We start from the raw sequence: 22,075 nt of genomic DNA on the forward strand, positions 1-22,075 counted from the left end.
GAAACATCACAATCGACGCTAAGCTGTGGATTATTTTTGAGATTTCGAAGCTTTCCACAGGCCTGTGGATAACTTTGTTGAGAACTTTGATTGACAGGGACAAAAAATGGCGATCTCGCTCGTTGTGTGCGGTAGCCCACATTCCGGGTCGATCTCGAATTTCTCTTATTAATCATGTATTTGAAGACACAAAACATGCCCTCATGAAGGCGTTCGGGTCTGAATTGAAGATGGCGCGCCGCAACGTACAAAATGTGCATAAGTCAACTCTTGACATTGGCGGAACGGCCAATCTACGGTCATTTGGCGGCACTTTTGTCTTGCCGCCCAAACGTTTGACGTAAGCTTTTCGTGACGCAGGGCAGCAATCTTTTTTGACCAAACGTCAGTTCTTTGCCCGGATGGCGCGACTGTGGCGATGTACTTCGTCAACGAGTTCCGCCACGTTCTCCGGACGCGTGAATTGCGAGATACCGTGGCCGAGATTGAAGACATGGCCGGGGAAATTACCGAAGCTGTCGAGCACGGCGCGCGCTTCGGTGCGAATCACGGCCGGCGATGCGAACAGCACCGCTGGATCGATGTTGCCCTGGAGCGCGACCCGATCGCCCACCTTTTCGCGCGCCTGGCGCAGGTTTACGGTCCAGTCGAGACCCACCGCGTCCACGCCGATTGCGGCGATTTGTTCCAGCCACAAGCCGCCGCCCTTCGTGAACGTGATAACCGGCACCTTGACGCCGTCGTGTTCGCGCTTCAATCCTGCGACCACTTTCGCGATGTAGTCGAGCGAGAAGCGTTGATACGCGCCGTCGGCGAGTGCACCGCCCCAGGTATCGAAGATCATCACGGCTTGCGCGCCCGCTTCGATCTGCGCGTTCAGATAAGCGACGACCGCTTGCGCGTTGATATCGAGGATGCGATGCATCAGGTCCGGCCGCGTGTAAGCCATGGCCTTGACCGTATGGTGATCGGGCGATCCGCCGCCTTCGACCATGTAGCAGGCGAGTGTCCAGGGGCTGCCTGAAAAACCGATCAGCGGCACTTTCTGGCGGCCCTGGGCGTCGGTGAGTGCGCGGCGGATTTGCGATACCGCGTCGGTCACGTAGCGCAGCGTCGCGTCGATATCCGGCACGTGCAGTTTGGCCACGTCCTCTTCGGTGCGGACTGTGCGCTCGAATCGGGGGCCTTCGCCCTGGACGAAATTCAGGCCGAGGCCCATTGCATCGGGGATAGTCAGGATGTCCGAGAACAGGATGGCGGCGTCGAGCGGGAAGCGTTCCAGCGGCTGAAGCGTGACTTCCGTTGCGTAATCGGGATTGGTTGCGAGGCCCAGGAAGCTACCGGCGCGAGAACGCGTGGCGTTGTACTCGGGCAGGTAGCGACCCGCCTGACGCATCAGCCAGATTGGCGTGTAGTCGGTGGGTTGGCGCTGCAGCGCGCGCAGGAAAGTGTCGTTCAGGAGTGTGGAAGGCACGTGGCTTGGAGCGTAGGGCAAAGGGACATTCTACCGGACGGGGGGCGGGTCGTTCGTACTCAAGGGGAGGTCGTTCGCACTCGATTTGGGGTTGGTGGTGGGGGCGGGTTTTGGGGCGGCGAGTTGGGGAGTATTGGGTTAGTGCCGGGTTGGTGCTTTCGGCCGTGGTGGTCTGCGGGAGTCGGATTTTCTCTTTATCACTGTTAGCCACTGTGCGTGGCGGCACGTCATTTCTTTGTCCAAAGCGACAAAGAAACGAAGCAAAGAAAGCGCTTTCAACCACGCTACCCTAAGTGTCCACAGCGTGCAGTTTTGATTCATAGGTGCCCCAAAAGCACGGTGCTCGCCAGAGCGAAGGATGTTTGAACCCCTCCTTCTCGCGAATCCTGACATGAACACGCTTCGCCCCGTACGCTCTCGGGCAAGCACCATTGCCAAGGAACCCGCGCGGCCTCACGCGTTCCGGCTGCCGCGCTCTTCGCGTGTCAGCTACGTGGTCTGACGGTTATGTCCGTAGGTCACGGCACCACGCGTGTTGCTGCTCCAGTTTTGGTGAGTTACCCGCGTGGTCACCACAGTTATTTGCGTGGGTACGGCCTTACGCATCTTCGCGACCTCGTTTCCAGCAGGGTTGGCGACATGGTTCGAGGCGTGTACACATTTGGAGGGAGGTTATCCGCGGATAGCGCGGGGTGAACCTTGGGCAGATTCAGTCACTGGTGGCGAAGCGTGTGGGTATCCGTGTTCGGAGAAAGAGGGGTTCACACATCCGTGGTTCTGGCGAGCACCGTGCTTTTGGGGCACCTATGAATAGAAACTGCACGCTGTGGACACTTAGGGTAGCGTGTTTTAAAAGCGCTTTCTTTGCTTCGTTTCTTTGTCGCTTTGGACAAAGAAATGACGTGCCGCCACGCACAGTGGCTAATAGTGATAAAGAGAAAATCCGACTCAAGCAGACCACCACGGCCGAAAGCACCAACCCGGCATAGACCCCGACCCATGAACCAGGCAAACCGGCACTGACCCCAACCCCACCCCCAGAACCGCCCCAAACCCCGGACCGAGTGCCAACGACGCCCTATCGGCGACTGAAATAATCTTTCCAGGAGTGTCGATGAAAGTTCTTGCCCTTGGATGCGCGTCACTTCGCAGTGTCCTTCGCACAGGTATTTGCGCCCTGCTGCTCGGCTTCACCATCGGCGCGCAAGCGCAAACCGTGCAAGGCGGCAGCATCACCGTCGCCCCCGGTGCGACATCACCGGCCAGCACCCAGGCAACTCCGCCCACCCCATCGAGACTCGACGAAATCCTCGCCCGCGGCACACTGCGCATCTGCACGACCGGCGATTACAAGCCGTACTCGTTCCTGAGGCCCGACGGCCAGTTCGAAGGCATCGACATTGATGCCGCACAAAACCTCGCCCAGTCGATGAACGTCAAAGCCGAGTTCATCAAGACATCATGGTCGAACTTGATGAACGATTTCGTCGCAAGGTGCGACATCGCAGTCGGCGGGGTTTCAACCTCGCTCGAACGCCAGAAACGCGCGTTCTTCACGCAACCCTATATGGTCGACGGCAAGACGCCCATCGTCCGCTGCGCCGACGTCGATAAATACCAGACCGTCGCGCAAATCGATCAACCCGGCGTACGCACCATCGTCAATCCGGGCGGTACAAACGAGAAGTTCGCGAAGCAGTTCTTCACGCATTCGCAACTGATCGAGTACCCCGACAACGTGACCATCTTCAAGCAGATCCTCGATGGCCACGCCGACGTGATGGTCACCGACGCCTCCGAAACCCTGCTCCAGCAAAAGCTGAATCCAGGCCTGTGCTCGGTCCATCCGGACAAGCCGTTCCAGTTCGGAGAAAAAGCGTACCTGCTGCCACGGGGCGATGTGGTGTTCCAGCAGTACGTCGATCAATGGCTGCACCTGTCACGCTCGACAGGCGAGTTTCAGGCAGTGCTCGATAAATGGCTGAAATGAGGACTGCAGGCGGCCGGTCGCGGCCTAGCCTGGGGGCGGCTCTTTCCCATCATTTGTTCAGATTGCCGACGGCTTGGAGCGTTTCAGCCCATCGGCCCGACGCGGCGGTCGCCTCGGCGAGTAGTTGGTCCCAGTCATCAGGCGGTTGACCCTTACCCAGCATTTTTGAGAAGACCTTGTAGGCGTCGCTTCCCGAGCCGTAGGCGCGCTTGCTGTCCTCATCATTTACCCAGCCGAGGAGGATGATCTTCGAAGCCTTGTGGTAACGGAAGAACAGACGGTACTGCTGGAAAAACTTCGCACGAAACCAATGCTTACGATCATCGCCGAGCGTGGTGCCCTGTCGATATTCAGCCTTCTCCGGATCCTGTGGGATCGCGTCCAGCATCAGATGCGCGATTACGGCGAGCCGCTTGGCAGCATTCTTCTTGTGGAAATTGTCGGGATCCTTTTGACTGAGCGCGAAGACTTCCGAGTAGAGCGGTTCAAGCTGATCGATGAAAAGCGGGTGGCCGAAAATCGTCCACCCGTTGACGACAAGAGGAACTGGTCGTGCGGTCATTCATCGTCCGGTGAAAGCGGCGCATCAATATCGAAGACAACGTCCTTCGTCAGCGCCCGAAGGCTCTGGACAAACTCGGGTGCGAATGACTTCAGGCGCTCCGGATGGCGTTCGATATCGTGCGCCAGAAAGTCCAGAAACGGACCAAAGGCAGGATCTTCTTCGTCGGCTGCGACCCGGGTCATGGTGACCTCGCCAGTCGGCTTGACGCGATAGTGAATCTTGTCTCGCTTGCCGAGCTTGAGCGCACGCCGGATCGTCTCCGGCACCGTGGTTTGATATCGGTCGGTCAGCGATGATTCAGCTTCCATCGCGAAATCGTTCTCGATTGCGTATGACATGTCGGACCCCATTCCGTAACAACGGCACACATGGTAATGCAAACGAATTGCCACGTCAATGCAAATGCATTACCTTCAACCTGAGGGTCCGAATCATGAGCCGTCATGGCTTAATCGATGGTGCCATCGTGGGCGCGGGCGAAAGAGTCGGCGCGCTGCCGTGCGGTCGCGACCGCCCTTTTTGCACAACCGCTCACGCGCACGTCAGCTTCAGCAGGTTGATAACTCTACGTAAGCATCACGTAAGTTCATGTCGCTCGGCATCGAAAAGTCAACGCTCTGCATGTAACAATTCACCGAAGCGTTCCGACGTTTTTTTCATCCAGAGCGCCGCCGCTTTCGAATGCGCCTGGATCCGGCCGAAGCCATGCGTCATGTCGTGCGCGTCGATTACCTCGCTACGCCCGCCATTCGCCTCCAGAAAACGCGCGAATTCGTGTGCGTCGTCGTAGAGCGGATCGTAGGCTGCAGCCACGATCAACGCCCGAGCCGGCGTCCGATCGTAGGATTGCGCGAGCGGGAAAGCACGCACGTCGTCATCGGCCGGCGGTTCAGCCGTCAGGAATTGGGCCCAGTAAAAGCGCATTTCTTCCGTGGTCAAACCCGGCCCTTCGGCGTTGGCTGTAAAGCTGCCACCCTCGAAGCGGCAGCGCGCTACCGGATAGATCAGCAACTGCGCGGTGACCAGACCGGCTACACGATCGTTCGCGGCACGCGCAGCGACGGCCGCGAGATGGCCGCCCGCGCTGTCGCCGGCCACGCCCAGCCGGTTGGTTGCGAAGCCCAGACGCGATCGATGCTCGGCAAGCCACAGCAGAGAGTCGACCGCATCGTCAACGGGCGCGGGGAACGGATGCTCCGGCGCCATCCGGTAATCCACGCTCACGACCGCGCAATGCGAGTCCAGGGCGAATCGCGCGATCATCAGGTCGTGCGTGTCCAGATCCCCGACCACCCAGCCGCCGCCATGAAAATAGACCACCAGCGGCAATGGCCTTCTGGCCCCCGCCGGCCGATAAATCCGCGCCCGCAGCGTACGCCCGTCAAGCGGCAAGACCGTATCCTCAACGTCCAACCCCGCCGGACGGGGCGCGGCGAACTCGCGCGCCACATTCTGAAACTGTCGGCGTATGGCGATCGGATCGGCATCGGCCGGCAGTTCGGGGAACGCCGTGGCCACCCTGGCATAGTAGGCGAGAAGGTCTGCGTCGATGGTCATGCGCTTGTCTCCAGTACAGTTCGCCGCCCGGTCGGGTCGACGTTTTTTAATTGTCCTTAAAATCTACATATCGTGCTCGGCAGCGCGAGCATTTCTAAGAGGCGCCGAAATATTGGCTCGTAAATCACAATAATCGACAAAATATGGACGAAATAATCGCGGAACCCTGTGTGTCAAGGGTTACAACCTGAAACACTTTGTTACGGTGATATCCGGATTATTCGCCCACAATCACTTCAACGGTCTCAACACGGATGTGACCGAGTGCAGCGTTGGGGAACTACAACGTTTTGAGTTGCATTCGGCGGTCGGCCTGGTGCCGAATCCCAGTTTCAGGGACATGTTTGTTGGGGTCGTTGGTCGATGAATTATCGGCCAGTCCCACCCTTGGTCTCCTCGCGCTAACCCCGTAGCGTGTGGTTTTTAGCGGGCTCCAGGCCCGCTTTTTTTTCGTCTATACAAACGTTTGCGTAAGAACTTAATGGTCGCCGTGATTACTCCGGCGGCCATTTTCAGTTGTGGATCTCAGTAATTGTCCATAGTTACGCCGTTTTAGCTTCTGATAGCTTCAGTTCATCGATCATCTTCGCTCGCATGATGAACTTCTGGACCTTGCCGGTGACTGTCATTGGCAGCTCGTCGACAAAGCGGATATGCCGCGGAATCTTGTAGTGCGCGATCTGCCCTTGGCAGAACTCGCGAATATCTTCTGCCGTCGCGTGCTCGCCTTGGCGGAGAACAATCCACGCGCATACTTCCTCGCCATATTTACTATCGGGAACACCGAATACCTGCGCCGATTGAATCTTCGGGTGCCGGAACAGGAATTCCTCGATCTCGCGCGGATAAATGTTCTCGCCGCCGCGAATCAGCATGTCCTTTAAACGTCCTACGATATTGCAATATCCCTCGGCATCGAGCGTCGCCAGATCGCCGGTATGCATCCAGCCATCGATAATCGCTTCGCGCGTTTTTTCTTCGTCGCCCCAATATCCTTTCATTACCGAATATCCGCGCGTGCAGAGTTCGCCGGTCTCGCCAACCAGGACGATTTCGCCGAGCGGATCAACCAGCTTCACCTCCAGATGCGGCTGGATTTGACCCACGGTCGTGGTGCGTTTATCGAGGGGAGCGGTGGTCGAACTCTGAAACGACACTGGGCTCGTCTCGGTCATTCCGTATGCGATCGTGATTTCGCGCAGATTCATCTCCGCGACCACGCGCTTCATGGTCTCGATCGGGCAGGGCGAACCCGCCATGATCCCGGTGCGCAAGCGGCTGAGGTCGTACGTATCGAAGTTCGGAAGATCGAGTTCCGCGATGAACATCGTTGGCACGCCGTGCAATGCGGTGCAGCGCTCTTCATCGACAGCGGCTAACGTGGCGGCGGGATCGAAAGCTTCGCCGGGGAACACCATCGCCGCACCCACCGATACGCACGCAAGCACCGCCAACACCATGCCGAAGCAGTGATACAGCGGCACGGGAATGCACAGCGAATCCTGTTCAGTGAGCAACATCGAGCGCGCGATGTAACGGCCGTTGTTCACCACGTTGTGATGCGTAAGCGTGGCGCCCTTAGGATTCCCGGTGGTGCCGCTCGTGAACTGGATGTTGATGGGATCATGGGCCGTCAGCGCCGATTCCAGCGCGTCGAGCTGTGCCGTGTTGAGCCGATCCCGGCCGTGCGACATGACATCGGGAAAACGCAGCATGCCGGGCGTCGCGCCCTCGCCCATTCGGATCACGGCTTTTAAATCGGGGAAACGGGCAGCATTCAGTGCACCAGGTTCTGCCGTCGCGAGTTCCGGCGCGAGCGTTTGCAGCATCTCCAGATACTTCGATGTCTTGAACTGTTCCGCTGCGATCAACGCCTTGCAGCCGACCTTGTTCAATGCGTACTCAAGCTCCGCCAACCGATACGCCGGGTTGATGTTCACCAGGATCGCGCCGATCCGCGCCGTCGCGAATTGCGTGAGCAACCATTCAGAGCGGTTCGGCGACCAGATGCCTACACGATCTCCCGTTCCCACGCCGAGCTTGAGCAAACCCGACGCGAGGACATCGACTTCATCGGCGAATTCACGCCAGGTCCAATGAATGTTCTGCTCGCGGAAAATCACCGCAGGACGGTCGGGGTATTTCTCGGCCGTACCGCGCAGGAAGCGGGAAACGGTGGCGTCGCTCAGTGGAATATCCGTCGAGCCGCGAACGTACGACAGGCCGTCGCGTGGTTCGATCTGCGGCCCGGCGTTCGTCGGTTGGATAGGCATATCGAAGGTCTCCTCCGTGGGATGGCGCTAAAGGCGAAGAGGATGCGCCATGAAAGCGATTCGGAAGGCTAATTGTGCATCGCGAGGGAAAGCCAGGGCATTGAGTGTTACCCGCAAGTTACCCGCAAAAACGTCCGGATCAACGCATGTTGGTTGTGCGGATTTGCGCGGAAGCGCGCGGTCTTGAGCGTATGTGTTAGCGCGTGCATCGCCGTTTCTTCGAAGGCCAATAAAAAAAGCAGCCCGAAGGCTGCTTTTTTCATCTCGACAAACTCGCGAAAAACTCAGTGATTACCGCGCAATTTCCGCAGCCGCTGAATCGCCGCGATCTGAGCCGTCGCGTACGCCAACTCCGCTTGCGCGGTTGCGTACTCGAGGTTCGAACCCGTGTTCTGCAACGCTTCTTCAGCGCGCTTCTTCGCTTCCAGCGCCTTCGCTTCATCGAGATCCTGGCCACGGATCGCGGTATCGGCCAGAACCGTCACCACGCCCGGCTGAATCTCGAGAATCCCGCCAGCGACAAACACGAACTCTTCGTCACCGTTCTCCGCTTCGATACGCACCGCACCCGGACGAATCCGCGTGATGAGCGGCGTGTGGCCCGGCAGAATGCCGAGTTCACCCGCTTCGCCCGGCAGTGCGACGAACTTCGCCCGGCCCGAGAAGATCTGCTCTTCCGCGCTGACGACGTCTACTTGAATAGTTGCCATATCGACTCCCAGTTGAGTGTATTACGAGGCGCTCGCTTTGGATAAAGCCAGCGCCCGTTGCGTTACACCCGACCCTTACTGGATCTTCTTAGCCTTTTCGAAGGCTTCGTCGATCGTGCCGACCATGTAGAACGCCTGCTCCGGCAGATGATCACATTCACCTTCCACGATCATCTTGAAGCCGCGGATGGTTTCCTTCAGCGGCACGTACTTGCCCGGCGAGCCCGTGAAGACTTCCGCGACGTGGAACGGCTGCGACAGGAAACGCTGGATCTTACGAGCGCGCGCAACCGCGAGCTTGTCTTCCGGCGCGAGTTCGTCCATGCCCAGAATCGCGATAATGTCGCGCAATTCCTTGTAGCGCTGCAGCGTTTGCTGCACGCCACGCGTGATGTTGTAGTGCTCTTCGCCAATCACGTTCGGGTCGATCTGACGCGAGGTCGAATCGAGCGGATCCACAGCCGGATAAATACCCAGCGAAGCAATATCACGCGACAACACGACGGTTGCATCCAAGTGACCAAACGTGGTCGCCGGCGACGGGTCGGTCAAGTCATCGGCGGGAACGTACACGGCTTGCACCGAGGTGATCGAGCCGGTTTTCGTCGACGTGATCCGTTCTTGCAGACGGCCCATTTCTTCAGCCAGCGTAGGCTGATAACCCACTGCCGACGGCATACGTCCCAGCAAAGCCGACACTTCCGTACCAGCCAGCGTGAAACGGTAGATGTTGTCCACGAAGAACAGCACGTCCAGACCTTCGTCGCGGAAATGCTCGGCCATTGTCAGGCCGGTCAGCGCCACGCGCAGACGGTTGCCCGGCGGCTCGTTCATCTGGCCGTACACCAGCGCGACCTTGTCCAGAACGTTCGAATCCTTCATTTCATGATAGAAGTCGTTCCCTTCGCGGGTACGCTCGCCAACACCGGCGAACACGGAATAACCACCGTGCTCCTTAGCGATGTTGTTGATCAGTTCCATCATGTTCACGGTCTTGCCCACACCGGCGCCACCGAACAAACCAACCTTACCGCCCTTCGCAAACGGGCAGATCAAGTCAATAACCTTGATGCCGGTTTCGAGCAGTTCAGTAGACGGCGACAGATCTTCGAACTTCGGCGCCTTCTGGTGAATCCCGCGCGTCACGTCCGAGTTGATCGGGCCAGCTTCGTCGATAGGACGACCCAGCACGTCCATGATCCGGCCAAGCGTCGGCTTGCCGACCGGCACGCTGATCGGCTTACCCGTGTTCTTCACGACCGTACCGCGGCGCAATCCATCCGATGCACCCAGGCAAATGGTACGAACCACGCCGTCGCCCAGCTGCTGCTGGACTTCAAGCGTCAGTTCCGAGCCTTCCAAAACGAGCGCGTCGTAAATTCTCGGCATGTCGGAACGCGGGAATTCCACGTCGATAACCGCGCCGATGCACTGTACGATCTTGCCTTCTACCAAAGCAGTAGTACTCATCGCATTTCCTTTAGATACTTGATTCTTCACTCGCGCGACAGGCGCAGTTCGATTCGACGCTCACGATCAACCGACCGCTGCAGCGCCACCGACGATTTCTGACAATTCCTTCGTAATCGATGCTTGCCGGCTCTTGTTGTACACGAGCTGCAATTCACCAATCACGGTCTTCGCGTTATCGGACGCGGCCTTCATGGCGACCATGCGAGCCGATTGCTCCGATGCCATGTTTTCCGCCACCGCCTGATACACGAGCGCTTCGACATAACGCACGAGCAGTTCGTCGACGACCGTCTGCGCATCCGGCTCGTAGATGTAATCCCACGATGTCTTCGGCGTGACCAGTTCGCTGTCTTTATCCAGGCCGTCCTTGCGCGCGAAATCGCTTGCCGACAGCGGCAGCAACTGTTCGATCACGGCTTCCTGCTTCATCGTGTTGACGAAGCGCGTAAAAGCCAGATAAACAGCGCTGATCTTGCCTTCCGAATACAGGTCGAGCTGAACCTTGATCGCGCCGATCAGCTTTTCCAGATGCGGCGTGTCGCCCAGATGCGTGACTTGCGACACGGTCTTGGCCTTCAACCGGTTCAGGAAGCCCAGACCCTTACTGCCGATCGCCGATGCTTCGATCGTCTGACCTTTCTGCTCGAGCTCCTTGAACTTCAGGAGCGCCGCGCGAAGGATGTTCGTGTTCATGCCACCGCACAGACCTTTATCGGTCGTGACGAGGATCATGCCGGCCGCTTTCGCGCCCTTGTTCTCAACCATGAACGGATGGCGATACTCAGGCGTGGCAGCGCTCATGTGAGCCGCGACGTCGCGGATCTTGTCGGCATACGGGCGAGCAGCGCGCATGCGCTCCTGCGCGCGGCGCATTTTCGACGCAGCCACCATTTCCATCGCCTTGGTGATCTTGCGCGTGTTTTGCACGCTCTTGATCTTGCCGCGGATTTCCTTCATTCCAGCCATTGCTTACTCCTTGTCGGCCCGAGTTAGCGCGTAAGCGTTACTCGGGTCCATGCAAAGCTATCGAAGTGGCGCGGGATGCTTCGTTGATTCTAAAAGCGGCCCGCGCCGCTTCAAATTTCGACCAATACGAGGATCAGTAAGCGCCCGACTTCTTGAAGTCCTTCAGCGCGGTATGCAATGCGCCTTCGTCGTCCTTCGACAAGTCTTTGTTCTGTTCGATGCGATTGATCAAGTCCGTGTGCTTCGTCTTCAAGTAGTCGCGAAGACCCTTTTCAAACGGCAGCACCTGAGCAACTTCGAGATCGTCGAGGTAACCGTTGTTCGCGGCAAACAGCGCGATCGCCAGTTCCCAAACTTGCAGCGGCTGATATTGCGGCTGCTTCAGCAATTCCGTCACGCGACGGCCGCGTTCCAGTTGCTTACGCGTAGCTTCATCCAGGTCCGATGCGAACTGCGAGAACGCAGCCAACTCACGATACTGCGCCAAGTCGGTACGAATACCGCCGGACAGCTTCTTGATGACCTTGGTCTGCGCTGCACCGCCGACTCGAGACACGGACACGCCTGCGTTAATAGCAGGACGAATACCGGCGTTGAACAAGTCGGTTTCCAGGAAGATCTGGCCGTCGGTAATCGAGATCACGTTCGTCGGAACGAATGCGGTCACGTCGCCGGCTTGCGTTTCAATGACCGGCAGCGCCGTCAGCGAACCGCTCTTGCCCTTCACTTCGCCGTTCGTGAACTTCTCAACGTAGTCTTCCGACACGCGAGCAGCACGCTCCAGCAGACGCGAGTGCAGATAGAACACGTCGCCCGGATACGCTTCACGACCCGGCGGACGGCGCAACAGCAGCGAAATCTGACGATACGCCCACGCTTGCTTGGTCAAATCGTCATACACGATCAGCGCGTCTTGACCGCGATCGCGGAAGTATTCGCCCATCGTGCAGCCGGCGTACGGTGCGAGGTATTGCATCGCAGCCGATTCCGAAGCCGAAGCCGCGACCACGATGGTGTATTCCATCGCGCCGCTTTCTTCAAGCTTGCGCACCACGTTCATGATCGACGAAGCCTTCTGGCCGATCGCAACGTAGATACAGAAGAGGTTCTTGCCCTTCTGGTTAATGATCGCGTCAATGGCCACAGCCGTCTTGCCGCATTGGCGGTCGCCAATGATCAGCTCGCGCTGGCCACGGCCAACCGGCACCATTGCGTCGATGGACTTCAGACCCGTTTGAACCGGCTCCGACACGCCCTTACGCCAGATCACGCCCGGCGCAATCTTTTCGACGGCGTCGGTCATCTTTGCGTTGACCGGACCCTTGCCGTCGATAGGCACGCCCAGAGCGTCGACCACACGGCCGAGCAGCTCCGGACCTACCGGCACTTCGAGAATACGGCCCGTCGTCTTGACGATGTCGCCTTCCGAAATGTGTTCGTATTCGCCCAAAATCACGGCGCCAACCGAATCGCGCTCGAGGTTCAGCGCGAGGCCGAAGGTATTGCCCGGGAATTCGAGCATTTCGCCCTGCATCACGTCCGACAAACCGTGAATACGCACGATACCGTCGGTCACGGAAATCACAGTGCCTTGGTTGCGAACATCGGCGCTCGCTTCCAGACCCTGGATCCGGCTCTTGATCAGCTCGCTGATCTCAGAGGGATTGAGTTGCATTAGTCACTCCTGATAGTCAATTCTTTACGTGCGCCGGCGCAAAAGCGCGTCAGGCGGACAGAGCCGTCTGCATGCTGGCGAGGCGCGCGCGGACCGAGGTATCGAGTACTTCGTCGCCTACCGTCACGCGGACACCGCCAATCAGCGACTTATCGACTTCAACGGCAGGTTTCAGCTTGCAGTGGAACTTGCGTTCGAGATTCGCGACAAGGTCGGTCAACTGTGCGCCTTCCAGCGGAAATGCGCTGACAATCAGCGCATCGGCCGCACCTTCGCGGGAATTCTTCAGCTCGTCGAACTGCACGGCAATTTCCGGCATCAGCGTCAACCGGTGGTTGTCCACCAGCATCCGCACTAAGTTCTTTGCCTCCGGCTGTTGCGCGAGCGGCGATTTCACCGCCGACAACAACAGCTCGCTGACCTGATCGCGGCTCACTTTCGGGCTCGTCGCAATGGACAGCACTTCAGGCAGACGCGCAACCTGAGCCAGCTCCTCGACGAAGTCAGACCAGGCGGCGAGCTCACCCGCTTCGGCCACGCGGAATATGGCTTCTGCGTACGGTCGGGCGATGGTTGCAAGTTCGGCCATGATCAGAGCTCGGTTTTGAGTTGATTCAGCATATCGGCGTGAACCGATTGATCGACTTCGCGCTTCAGGATCTGCTCGGCGCCCTTCACGGCCAGCGCCGCGACTTCGCCGCGCAATGCTTCGCGCGCTTTGACGACTTGCTGTTCTGCGTCGGCCTTCGCTTGCGCAATGATGCGCGCGGCTTCAGCCTGGGCGTTAGCCTTGATTTCGTCGGCGACGGCGACTGCGCGCTTTTCAGCATCCGCAATACGCTGCTGGCCGTCGGTACGGGCTTGCGCGAGTTCCTGGTCGACGCGCTTATGTGCGGCTTCGAGTTCGGCCTTGCCCTTTTCGGCGGCTGACAAGCCGTCGGCGATCTTCTTCGAGCGCTCATCCAGGGCGTTGATCAACGGTGGCCACACGAACTTCATCGTGAACCACGCGAGGATCAGAAACACGACCATTTGCGCAAACAGGGTTGCGTTGAGATTCACGGTGTTTCCTTAAACGTTGCTAATCCGGAGAGTGAAACGGCAAGGCGCTTGATCGAGGGTTGCATCGATTAAGCGCCGTTGCACGTTCCGTCCTGCGCTTAGTGCCTAAAGCCTAAGCGCACACTTCCGAGGAACCTCAGCCTGCGGCGAGCTTCGACAGCAGCGGGTTCGCGAACGCAAACAGCATTGCCACACCAACGCCAATCAGGAACGCCGCGTCGATCAGACCAGCCAAGAGGAACATCTTGGTTTGCAGCGGGTTCATCAGTTCCGGCTGGCGAGCACACGCTTCAATGTACTTGCCGCCCATCAAACCGATACCGATACAGGCGCCGATTGCACCCAGGCCGATGATGATGCCGATACCGATGGCGGTCAGACCCTGGATGTTGGCGATGAAAGCGTTCATGACTACTCCTATGTGAAAAAGACTTTGGAACTAGATTTATAAAATTGAAACTCGATACGATTCTGCTGATTTTTGGTTCGCCGCTGCGTTGTTCCGCAGCGCTTTACCGAACTACTGTGAGCCTTCCCTGCTGTCTGATTGAGCTACTTGGTGCGGCTTAGTGCGTGTCATGCGCCTGGCCGAGATACACCAGCGTCAGCATCATGAAAATGAACGCCTGCAGCAGCACGATCAGAATGTGGAAGATCGCCCAAACCGTCCCTGCAACTACGTGGCCCAAAAAGCCGAGCACAGAGGCGTCCGCGCCGAAATGCCACATGCTGCCGAGCAGCGCGATCAGCAGGAACAACAGTTCGCCTGCGTACATGTTGCCGAACAGCCGCATGCCGAGGGAAACCGTCTTGGCGACGAACTCGATGATGTTGAGTGCAAGGTTCGGGATCCACAGCAGCGGATGCGCGCCGAACGGAGCGGACAGCAGTTCGTGCACGAAGCCGCCTGCGCCCTTGATCTTGAAGTTGTAGTAAATCATCAGCACGAACACGCCGATAGCAATACCCAGCGTGCCGTTCAGGTCAGCCGTCGGGACGATGCGCATATGCGGGAACGTCTCCGACAGACCCAGCCAGCCGATCACGCGCGTGGGCAGGTCAACCGGGATGAAGTCGAGCGAATTCATGAGCGCGACCCACACGAACACCGTGAGGGCGAGCGGGGCGATGAAACGGCGGCTGCCGTGGACCATCGACTTCGACTGGTCTTCCACCATCTCGACCAGCATCTCGATTGCGCACTGAAAGCGGCCCGGCACGCCGGACGTCGCTTTGCGAGCCGCCAGACCAAGAATCGCGATGGTGACGATGCCGCAAAGAATCGACCAGAAAAGCGTGTCGAGATTCCAGACGTGGATGTCGAAAATCGACGTCTGCTGCGACGTGGAAAGATTCTGCAAATGGTGCGCGATGTACTCCGACGGATCCATCGCGTGCGTTCCTTCGCTAGCTGCCATAACTTTAAAGCCACCCAAATTGTCGAAAATCTTCCGCCGCCTGCGTGATCCTCGAGCCGCCACATGGTTGGCGGTTCGCAGGGCGCAGGCCCGCGTGCAGGACACAAAATCCGCACGTATTATTTTGCTCTGATACCGTTGGCACTTCACTTACCTGGCGCGTCAAGTCTGCGAGGTACGTTATGTCGCGCACCTTCGCGCACCCTCTATGTCGCGCGCCTTATTTCCAGGCCATCGCGATCCAGTACGTCTTCAACGCGATGAGGTACGTCACCAGCAACGGCACCCACAGCACGCCTTTGAAACCGTACGCGATCGCCACGAACATGGCGATAGTCGCGCCCATCTTGATTGCTTCGCCGATCACCCAGCTTGCGACGGTTTCAGCGCCGCTCTTCGCTTTCAGACGCGCGGCGAACAATCCGCTAGGCACCCAGCAAATCGCTCCCCCGAGGAACGCGGACAGCGCAGCGGCACCCGGTGGACTGTAGAACAGCCACCATGCCAACGTCGCACACAGGGACAAAACCATTTGCGCCGCCACGACCTTGAACGGCGTGACACGCGATGGACGACTCACTCCGGGACCAAACAGCGTCTCCGCCTCTGTCCGCGTAAGCGGAACAGTCTTGTTATCTTGTGCTTCGGCGTCCCACGAATCGTCGAATGGATGATCCGATGCGTGGCGCGACTGACCAGAAGAAGTGGTGGTGGACGTTGAACTGGACATCTTGTGTCCGGTCAAATCAACGGCAGGGCGTGAATCGCGCCCATCTTGCCCGCCTTCCGGCGCTCGATCCTGCTCTCGCACCGCCATCACACATCTCACTAAAGTCAGTTACAGCCTACGCATTTACCGCTCGTTCATGGCTGGATTCAACCACATACTTACGTTGCGCTTTCGGAGTCGCCAAGCTGATAAATCCGGGGGATTGTAAGCGATTGTTGTCACAGATTCAATAGCTTAGGGCCATCAAAAAACAAGCGGACGAGCCTTAAAAACACGTCTCTGAAAGGAGATTTCGCTTGTACCGACAAAGAGTTTGATTAACGCCGGATGCGCACCGGTTTCACGTCGTTTTTCAGCAGGACACGGATTCGCATTGCGTGCGCCGCATCATTTTTATCTGATTAAACGAGCCATGCTCCGACGGCCGCCGCGACGATCCAGAATGGAATGGAGATGAGGTGAAACGGACCCCACATGCCGCGTTCTCCTGACAAGCGAACGGCAATCAAATTGGCAAGCGAACCAATCGCAATGCCAAATCCCCCTACGCTCACACCGAATGCCAGCGCTCGCCAGTCTTTCGAAAACTCCGCGAGCATGATCGCGGCCGGCACGTTGCTGATTCCCTGGGACAACACGGCGCCGGCCGCGTACGCCTTGAGTGGCGAATCGAGGCCCAGGCTTGCTATTGCGTGATGCACCCACGGCAATGCGGCCACGCTGCGCAGCACGATGAACATCAGCACGAAGATCAGCAGCAGCAACCAGTCGATTTTCAGCACGACGTGACGTCGCCACAAGAGGAATCCCGCTGCGACACCGGTCAGGCCGATGCCGGCGTAATGGGCATCGGCGAGAACGACGAACGCGATGAACGCAATGCCCGCTACCGTGCAGAGAGGGATATCGACGGAATGCGCTTCGGTGTCGCCGGAAAGATCGAGCGGCTTGTTGTGGAACATCACCGCGGCTAACGCGTAAAGCATCACCATGAGCACCGCGCACAACGGCAGCAGCGCCCACACGAATCCGCCGAAGGACACGCCGCTCGTCTGCCAGAGGAACAGGTTCTGAGGGTTGCCGAGCGGTGTCAGGATCGACCCGGCATTGACGGCGATCGCGATGAAGATCACCAGCCGCTTGATGGGAAGCGGCGCGAGTTTATGCAGCGATAAAGTCAAAGGCACGACGGCGAACAACGCGACGTCGTTGGTGAGCAAAGTCGAGAGCGCTGCGGCGAGGCCAATCAGCAGAAACGCGAGCCCGCGTTCACCATGAATTCGATGAACAACGCGGTGCGCCATCCACATCAGGAAACCCGACAGCTCGACCGCCTTGGTCAACATCAGCAAGCCGGCAAGCGTCAGCACGGTCTGCCAGTCGATCAACGCGGGTAACGACGCCCACGGCTTGGGATGCAGCACCTGCAACGCGATGAGCGCGACCAACAGGATCGCCAGCACGGGCTCTTTGGTGACAAGCGCCCAGGCTTTCGCCCAAGGATTGGTTCGTAAGCGTTTGGAGCCCGCTGGCGACTGCATCGCGGCTTATGCCTGCGCTGCGGATGCGTTGTCCGTGGTTGTCGGTTTGCCATTGACGGCGCCGGTACGCAGACGTCCCAAAATGCCTTCGAGCGCATCGAGATCGCCGAAATCAATCTGCAGCTTGCCGCGCCCTCGCCCGCCCATCTTGATCTTCACGTTCGCAGACAACAGGTCGGACAATTCCTCTTCGAGCCGACGCGTGTCGCGGCCACCATCGTTCGCGACGCGCGCTTTCGTAGCGGGCGCTTCTTTGGTCGTCGATGAAACCAGCTTCTCGGTCTCGCGCACCGACATGCGCTTGTTGACCACCTGGTTGGCCAACTGGATCTGCGTGGCAGCATCGACGGCAAGTAGCGCGCGGGCGTGACCCATGTCGAGATCGCCTGCGAGCAGCATGGTTTGAACCGGCGTAGCCAGGTTCAGCAGGCGCAGCAAATTCGATACGGCACTACGCGAACGCCCGACCGATTCGGCCGCCTGCTCGTGCGTGAAATCGAATTCATCGAGCAGACGCTGGATGCCCTGCGCCTCTTCCAGCGGATTCAAATCCTCGCGCTGGATGTTTTCGATCAGCGCCATGGCCGCTGCGGCCTGATCCGGCACGTTCTTCACAAGCACCGGCACTTCTTCAAGGCCGGCCAATTTCGCCGCACGGAAGCGCCGCTCGCCTGCAATGATTTCGTATCGGTCGTTGCCGATCGAACGCACGAGGATCGGCTGCATCACGCCCTGCGCGCGAATGCTGGCCGCGAGTTCCTGCAGCGCGCCTTCGTCCATTCGCGTACGCGGCTGATACTTGCCGGCTTGCATCGAGTCGAGGCGTAGAACGTTCGGCAGGCCTTCGCTGCGCACGGCCTCGGTGATATCCGAGCTTCCGCCCAGCAGGGCCTCCAGACCGCGCCCAAGGCCCTTCTTCTTCATCGTTGCGTTCATCTTGCTTCCTCGTTCTGCCATCTTGACGCTGTGTCCGTTAAAGCGCGCGTACGCGCTCGATCATTTCCGTACCGAACTGGATATACGCCTGCGCGCCACGCGATGCCCGGTCAAACACGACACCCGGCAAACCGTAACTGGGCGCTTCGGCCAGACGGACGTTGCGGGGAATGACGACGTCGAAGAGCTTGTCACCGAAATGCTGTTTCAGTTGATCCGATACCTGTTGCTGCAACGTAATGCGCGGATCGAACATCACGCGCAACAATCCGATCACCTTCAGGTCACGGTTGAGATTCGCGTGGACCTGCTTGATCGTGTTGACGAGGTCGGACAGACCTTCCAGCGCGAAATACTCGCACTGCATCGGGATGACCACGCCGTGGGCGGCGCACAAACCGTTCAGCGTGAGCAAGGACAAAGCAGGTGGGCAATCGATGAGGATGAAATCGTAATCGGCTTGGACTTCCGTCAAAGCCTTACGCAGCACGCGTTCGCGGTTTTCCACGCCGACCAGTTCCACCTCGGCGCCCGCCAGTTCGCGGTTAGCCGGCAAGACGTCGTAGCCGACCGCGTCCGTACGGGTACGTGCCTCAAGCACGGTCACTCCGTTGACCAGTACGTCGTACACGGTGTTCTCGACGGCGGCTTTATCGACGCCACTTCCCATGGTGGCGTTGCCCTGCGGGTCCAGGTCGACCAGCAAGACGCGCTGGTCGAGCGCCGCCAGACTCGCCGCGAGGTTGACTGCTGTCGTCGTCTTTCCGACGCCGCCCTTCTGGTTCGCGACGCAGAAGATTTTTGCCATCGTGATGTGTCCCTTCTTTCCTGACTGGATTTCAGGCGCGCGTGAGATGTCGACTGCAGTGTTCAATGTGGGGCCGCTCCGATTTCAATTTCGATCAGGTGGCGCTCGGCGTCGAGCATGGGCACGCGGAGGCGTTCGATACAGCAGACTTTCGTGTCGGCGGGAAGGCGAGCAATCTCGGCATCCGGCCTGATTCCTTTCATCGCCCAGATGCGGCCGTTGCCGGCAACCAGATGACGCGCAAGTGTAACGAAGTCAGAGAGCTCTGCGAACGCGCGCGAGACGATTACATCGAAAAGACCTGGGACTTCTATACCGGGGTGCAGATTCTCGACACGCCCTGTCACGACCGACAAGTTGATCAGTCCGAGTTGCAACTTAGCCTGGGATTGGAAGGCCGTTTTCTTGTGAACGATGTCGTTCAGCGTGACTTGCCAGTCGGGCAGGACGATCGCCATGACGATCCCCGGCAGGCCACCGCCCGAGCCGACATCGAGCGCAGACTGAGGCCCGGTGCGGCGTGTGATGAACGGGATGATCGCGAGAGAATCAAGAATGTGCTGGATCAGCATCTGGCGCGGATCGCGAATCGCGGTCAGGTTGTAGACCGCATTCCACTTACCAAGCAGGGCCACGTAGTCGAGCAACTTCTGGCGCTGCGCGTCCGTGACGGCAATGCCGAGTTGCTCGATTCCTTCGTTTAGAAGCTTTTGTAGTCCGGCGTCCCCGGCGTCACGCTGCATCACGAGACGGAGCGAGCGCTGCCACGCCCGGCCCTGCTATTTCCGGCTGCTGCCTGACCTGTAGCACCATCGTGCCGGCCCAACGCCCGCTTGAGGTGAACCATGAGCAAGGAAATGGTAGCGGGCGTAATACCCGAGATACGCGACGCTTGGCCGATCGTTTCCGGGCGGTGCTGGATCAGTTTCTGGCGAGCCTCGAAGGACAATCCGCGCACTTCTGCGTAATCGAATCCTTCCGGCAAACGCGTATTTTCGTGCGTTCCGTTGCGCTCGATCTCGCCAGCTTGGCGGTCAATGTAGCCTTGGTACTTCACCGCGATCTCGATCTGCTCTTCGATTTGTCCGAGCAAAACCGGATCTTGGGCCAGCGGTGTTTCCGGACCGGAGGTGTGATTCCGCAATGCGCAAACGTCCGCATAGGTGACACTCGGTCGCCGCAATAAATCCGCCAAGCTGTATTCGTGGTCAATCGGTTTACCGAGTAGTGCGATAGCTTCTTCTACGGGCAACGTTTTAGGGTTAACCCAAGTCGATTTCAGGCGCTGTGTTTCACGTGAAACAGCATCGCGCTTTTCGTTGAAAACGCTCCAGCGGGTGTCATCCACCAAGCCCAGCGCCCTGCCAGCTTCGGTCAAACGCATATCGGCATTGTCTTCGCGCAGCGACAGGCGGTATTCCGCGCGGCTAGTGAACATCCGGTATGGCTCCGACACCCCTTGGGTGACCAGATCGTCGACCAAAACACCCAAATAGGCTTCATCACGACGGGGACACCACGCATCCCTGCCGCTGACTTGTAATGCTGCGTTGAGACCCGCGAGCAAGCCCTGTGCAGCCGCTTCCTCGTAGCCGGTTGTGCCATTGATCTGTCCAGCGAAGAACAGCCCACCAATCGCTTTGGTTTCCAACGACGCCTTCAGCGCTCGCGGATCGAAGTAATCGTACTCAATCGCGTAGCCCGGTCGCAGAATGTGCGCGTGCTCCAATCCCTTCATGGAACGGACCAATTCGAGCTGAACATCGAAGGGCAAGCTCGTAGAAATGCCGTTCGGATAGAACTCGTTCGTCGTCAGGCCTTCCGGTTCCAAAAAGATTTGATGCGAATCCTTAGACGCAAAGCGGTGAATCTTGTCTTCTATCGACGGACAATAGCGCGGCCCGACGCCTTCGATAACGCCTGTGTACATCGGCGAACGGTCGAGCCCGGCCCGAATGATGTCATGCGTACGCTCGTTGGTATGCGTCACCCAGCACGGCACTTGCCGCGGATGCTGTTCAACGCGACCGAGGAACGAGAACACGGGGACCGGATCGAGATCACCGGGTTGCTCTTCGAGCTTCGAATAATCGATGGTCCTGCCATCAATCCGCGGCGGGGTGCCCGTTTTTAACCGACCTTGCGGAAGTTGAAGCTCCTTAAGCCGCGCCGACAACGACACGGCCGCCGGGTCACCTGCCCTGCCGCCCGTGTAGTTGTTCAAACCCACATGAATCTTTCCGTCGAGGAAAGTGCCGGCCGTCAACACGACCGCTTTCGCGCGGAATTTCACGCCGACCTGAGTCACGGCACCGACAACGCGGTCGCCTTCGACGATCAAATCGTCCACTGCCTGCTGGAACAACCAAAGATTGGGCTGATTTTCAAGTCGATGCCGAATCGCTTGTTTGTACAAAACGCGATCCGCTTGCGCCCGCGTAGCACGGACCGCCGGCCCTTTCGATGAGTTCAGAATCCGAAACTGGATGCCCGCTTCATCGGTTGCCGCGGCCATTGCGCCGCCTAGCGCATCGATTTCCTTGACCAAATGGCCCTTTCCAATCCCGCCGATAGAGGGATTGCAGCTCATTTGACCGAGTGTTTCGATGTTATGGGTCAACAAAAGCGTCGCCGCACCCGTTCGGGCCGAGGCTAAAGCGGCTTCAGTTCCAGCGTGACCGCCACCTACGACGATCACATCGAATTCAGTTGGATAAAGCATGGGTTCCCGCGCGAGGTGGCGGACCTTCGAAAGAGATATCGAAGAATTATAGCCGGTTAGCTTTTGCCAAGATTCAGGCCAAACGGCTAACGCGAAAAAAATGGCATGTTTCACGTGAAACATGCCATCAAAATTCGTTGGAATTCAAAGTCGTACCGAGAATCTGTAGATCGCG

At 58.4% G+C, this 22,075-nt stretch carries 21 protein-coding genes; 1 reads left to right on the top strand and 20 read right to left on the bottom strand.

Annotated elements, in window-relative coordinates; genetic code table 11:
- Nucleotides 1–385: 385 nt before the first annotated feature.
- Entirely contained in the window at nucleotides 386–1,474 is a 1,089-nt protein-coding gene (hemE, locus tag ACSQ8V_RS18100) for a uroporphyrinogen decarboxylase (RefSeq protein ID WP_031364245.1), read from the bottom strand.
- A 1,114-nt stretch (nucleotides 1,475–2,588) separates the two neighbouring features.
- On the opposite strand from hemE, the gene ACSQ8V_RS18105 reads away from it, so the two are divergent.
- Nucleotides 2,589–3,464, top strand: a complete 876-nt coding sequence (locus ACSQ8V_RS18105) for a transporter substrate-binding domain-containing protein (RefSeq protein WP_436206526.1) — start codon at nucleotides 2,589–2,591, stop codon at nucleotides 3,462–3,464.
- Between the two features lie 49 nt (nucleotides 3,465–3,513).
- Here ACSQ8V_RS18105 and ACSQ8V_RS18110 read toward each other — a convergent pair whose 3' ends face one another.
- The 19 genes from ACSQ8V_RS18110 to mnmG form a co-directional block, all read right to left on the bottom strand.
- Entirely contained in the window at nucleotides 3,514–4,026 is a 513-nt protein-coding gene (locus tag ACSQ8V_RS18110; protein WP_436206527.1) for a type II toxin-antitoxin system YhaV family toxin, read from the bottom strand.
- Nucleotides 4,023–4,367, bottom strand: a complete 345-nt coding sequence (locus tag ACSQ8V_RS18115) for a type II toxin-antitoxin system PrlF family antitoxin (protein ID WP_255631413.1) — start codon at nucleotides 4,365–4,367, stop codon at nucleotides 4,023–4,025. The genes ACSQ8V_RS18110 and ACSQ8V_RS18115 overlap by 4 nt, the downstream gene beginning before the upstream one ends.
- A 271-nt stretch (nucleotides 4,368–4,638) precedes the next feature.
- Complete coding sequence (locus ACSQ8V_RS18120) at nucleotides 4,639–5,586, bottom strand: alpha/beta hydrolase (RefSeq protein WP_213765015.1); 948 nt, start codon at nucleotides 5,584–5,586, stop codon at nucleotides 4,639–4,641.
- 542 nt (nucleotides 5,587–6,128) lie between these two features.
- On the bottom strand, nucleotides 6,129–7,859 hold the full coding sequence (locus ACSQ8V_RS18125; protein WP_436206528.1) for an AMP-binding protein: 1,731 nt from the start codon (nucleotides 7,857–7,859) through the stop codon (nucleotides 6,129–6,131).
- Nucleotides 7,860–7,966: 107 nt separating this feature from the next.
- On the bottom strand, nucleotides 7,967–8,122 hold the full coding sequence (locus ACSQ8V_RS18130; RefSeq protein ID WP_436206529.1) for a hypothetical protein: 156 nt from the start codon (nucleotides 8,120–8,122) through the stop codon (nucleotides 7,967–7,969).
- 21 nt (nucleotides 8,123–8,143) lie between these two features.
- Nucleotides 8,144–8,569: a F0F1 ATP synthase subunit epsilon gene (locus ACSQ8V_RS18135; protein ID WP_031364241.1), complete on the bottom strand. Its 426-nt coding sequence runs from the start codon at nucleotides 8,567–8,569 to the stop codon at nucleotides 8,144–8,146.
- Nucleotides 8,570–8,644: 75 nt separating this feature from the next.
- A complete protein-coding gene (gene atpD, locus ACSQ8V_RS18140) occupies nucleotides 8,645–10,039 on the bottom strand; it encodes a F0F1 ATP synthase subunit beta (RefSeq protein ID WP_213765017.1) in 1,395 nt (464 codons plus the stop codon).
- 66 nt (nucleotides 10,040–10,105) lie between these two features.
- Entirely contained in the window at nucleotides 10,106–11,008 is a 903-nt protein-coding gene (gene atpG / locus ACSQ8V_RS18145; RefSeq protein ID WP_436206530.1) for a F0F1 ATP synthase subunit gamma, read from the bottom strand.
- Between the two features lie 133 nt (nucleotides 11,009–11,141).
- On the bottom strand, nucleotides 11,142–12,683 hold the full coding sequence (atpA, locus tag ACSQ8V_RS18150; RefSeq protein ID WP_436206531.1) for a F0F1 ATP synthase subunit alpha: 1,542 nt from the start codon (nucleotides 12,681–12,683) through the stop codon (nucleotides 11,142–11,144).
- 49 nt (nucleotides 12,684–12,732) lie between these two features.
- A complete protein-coding gene (locus ACSQ8V_RS18155) occupies nucleotides 12,733–13,272 on the bottom strand; it encodes a F0F1 ATP synthase subunit delta (RefSeq protein WP_213765020.1) in 540 nt (179 codons plus the stop codon).
- 2 nt (nucleotides 13,273–13,274) lie between these two features.
- Nucleotides 13,275–13,745, bottom strand: coding sequence for a F0F1 ATP synthase subunit B (locus ACSQ8V_RS18160; protein WP_213765021.1), 471 nt, complete (start codon nucleotides 13,743–13,745; stop codon nucleotides 13,275–13,277).
- Nucleotides 13,746–13,881: 136 nt separating this feature from the next.
- Nucleotides 13,882–14,154, bottom strand: coding sequence for a F0F1 ATP synthase subunit C (atpE, locus tag ACSQ8V_RS18165; protein WP_047895197.1), 273 nt, complete (start codon nucleotides 14,152–14,154; stop codon nucleotides 13,882–13,884).
- Between the two features lie 157 nt (nucleotides 14,155–14,311).
- On the bottom strand, nucleotides 14,312–15,163 hold the full coding sequence (atpB, locus tag ACSQ8V_RS18170; protein ID WP_213765022.1) for a F0F1 ATP synthase subunit A: 852 nt from the start codon (nucleotides 15,161–15,163) through the stop codon (nucleotides 14,312–14,314).
- 220 nt (nucleotides 15,164–15,383) lie between these two features.
- Entirely contained in the window at nucleotides 15,384–15,980 is a 597-nt protein-coding gene (locus ACSQ8V_RS18175; RefSeq protein WP_436206532.1) for an ATP synthase subunit I, read from the bottom strand.
- Nucleotides 15,981–16,294: 314 nt separating this feature from the next.
- Nucleotides 16,295–17,434, bottom strand: coding sequence for an SLC13 family permease (locus tag ACSQ8V_RS18180; protein WP_436206533.1), 1,140 nt, complete (start codon nucleotides 17,432–17,434; stop codon nucleotides 16,295–16,297).
- 6 nt (nucleotides 17,435–17,440) lie between these two features.
- Nucleotides 17,441–18,370: a ParB/RepB/Spo0J family partition protein gene (locus tag ACSQ8V_RS18185; RefSeq protein WP_213765025.1), complete on the bottom strand. Its 930-nt coding sequence runs from the start codon at nucleotides 18,368–18,370 to the stop codon at nucleotides 17,441–17,443.
- 37 nt (nucleotides 18,371–18,407) lie between these two features.
- Nucleotides 18,408–19,178 (bottom strand): ParA family protein, encoded by a 771-nt coding sequence (locus ACSQ8V_RS18190; RefSeq protein ID WP_213765126.1) that lies wholly within the window; start codon nucleotides 19,176–19,178, stop codon nucleotides 18,408–18,410.
- 62 nt (nucleotides 19,179–19,240) lie between these two features.
- Nucleotides 19,241–19,921, bottom strand: coding sequence for a 16S rRNA (guanine(527)-N(7))-methyltransferase RsmG (gene rsmG / locus ACSQ8V_RS18195; RefSeq protein ID WP_213765127.1), 681 nt, complete (start codon nucleotides 19,919–19,921; stop codon nucleotides 19,241–19,243).
- Nucleotides 19,921–21,900: a tRNA uridine-5-carboxymethylaminomethyl(34) synthesis enzyme MnmG gene (gene mnmG / locus ACSQ8V_RS18200; RefSeq protein WP_436206684.1), complete on the bottom strand. Its 1,980-nt coding sequence runs from the start codon at nucleotides 21,898–21,900 to the stop codon at nucleotides 19,921–19,923. The genes rsmG and mnmG overlap by 1 nt, the downstream gene beginning before the upstream one ends.
- Nucleotides 21,901–22,075: the final 175 nt, after the last annotated feature.

Origin of the sequence: Caballeronia sp. LjRoot31, from assembly GCF_964253885.1 — a bacterium.
In the GTDB taxonomy this organism is placed as follows: domain Bacteria; phylum Pseudomonadota; class Gammaproteobacteria; order Burkholderiales; family Burkholderiaceae; genus Caballeronia.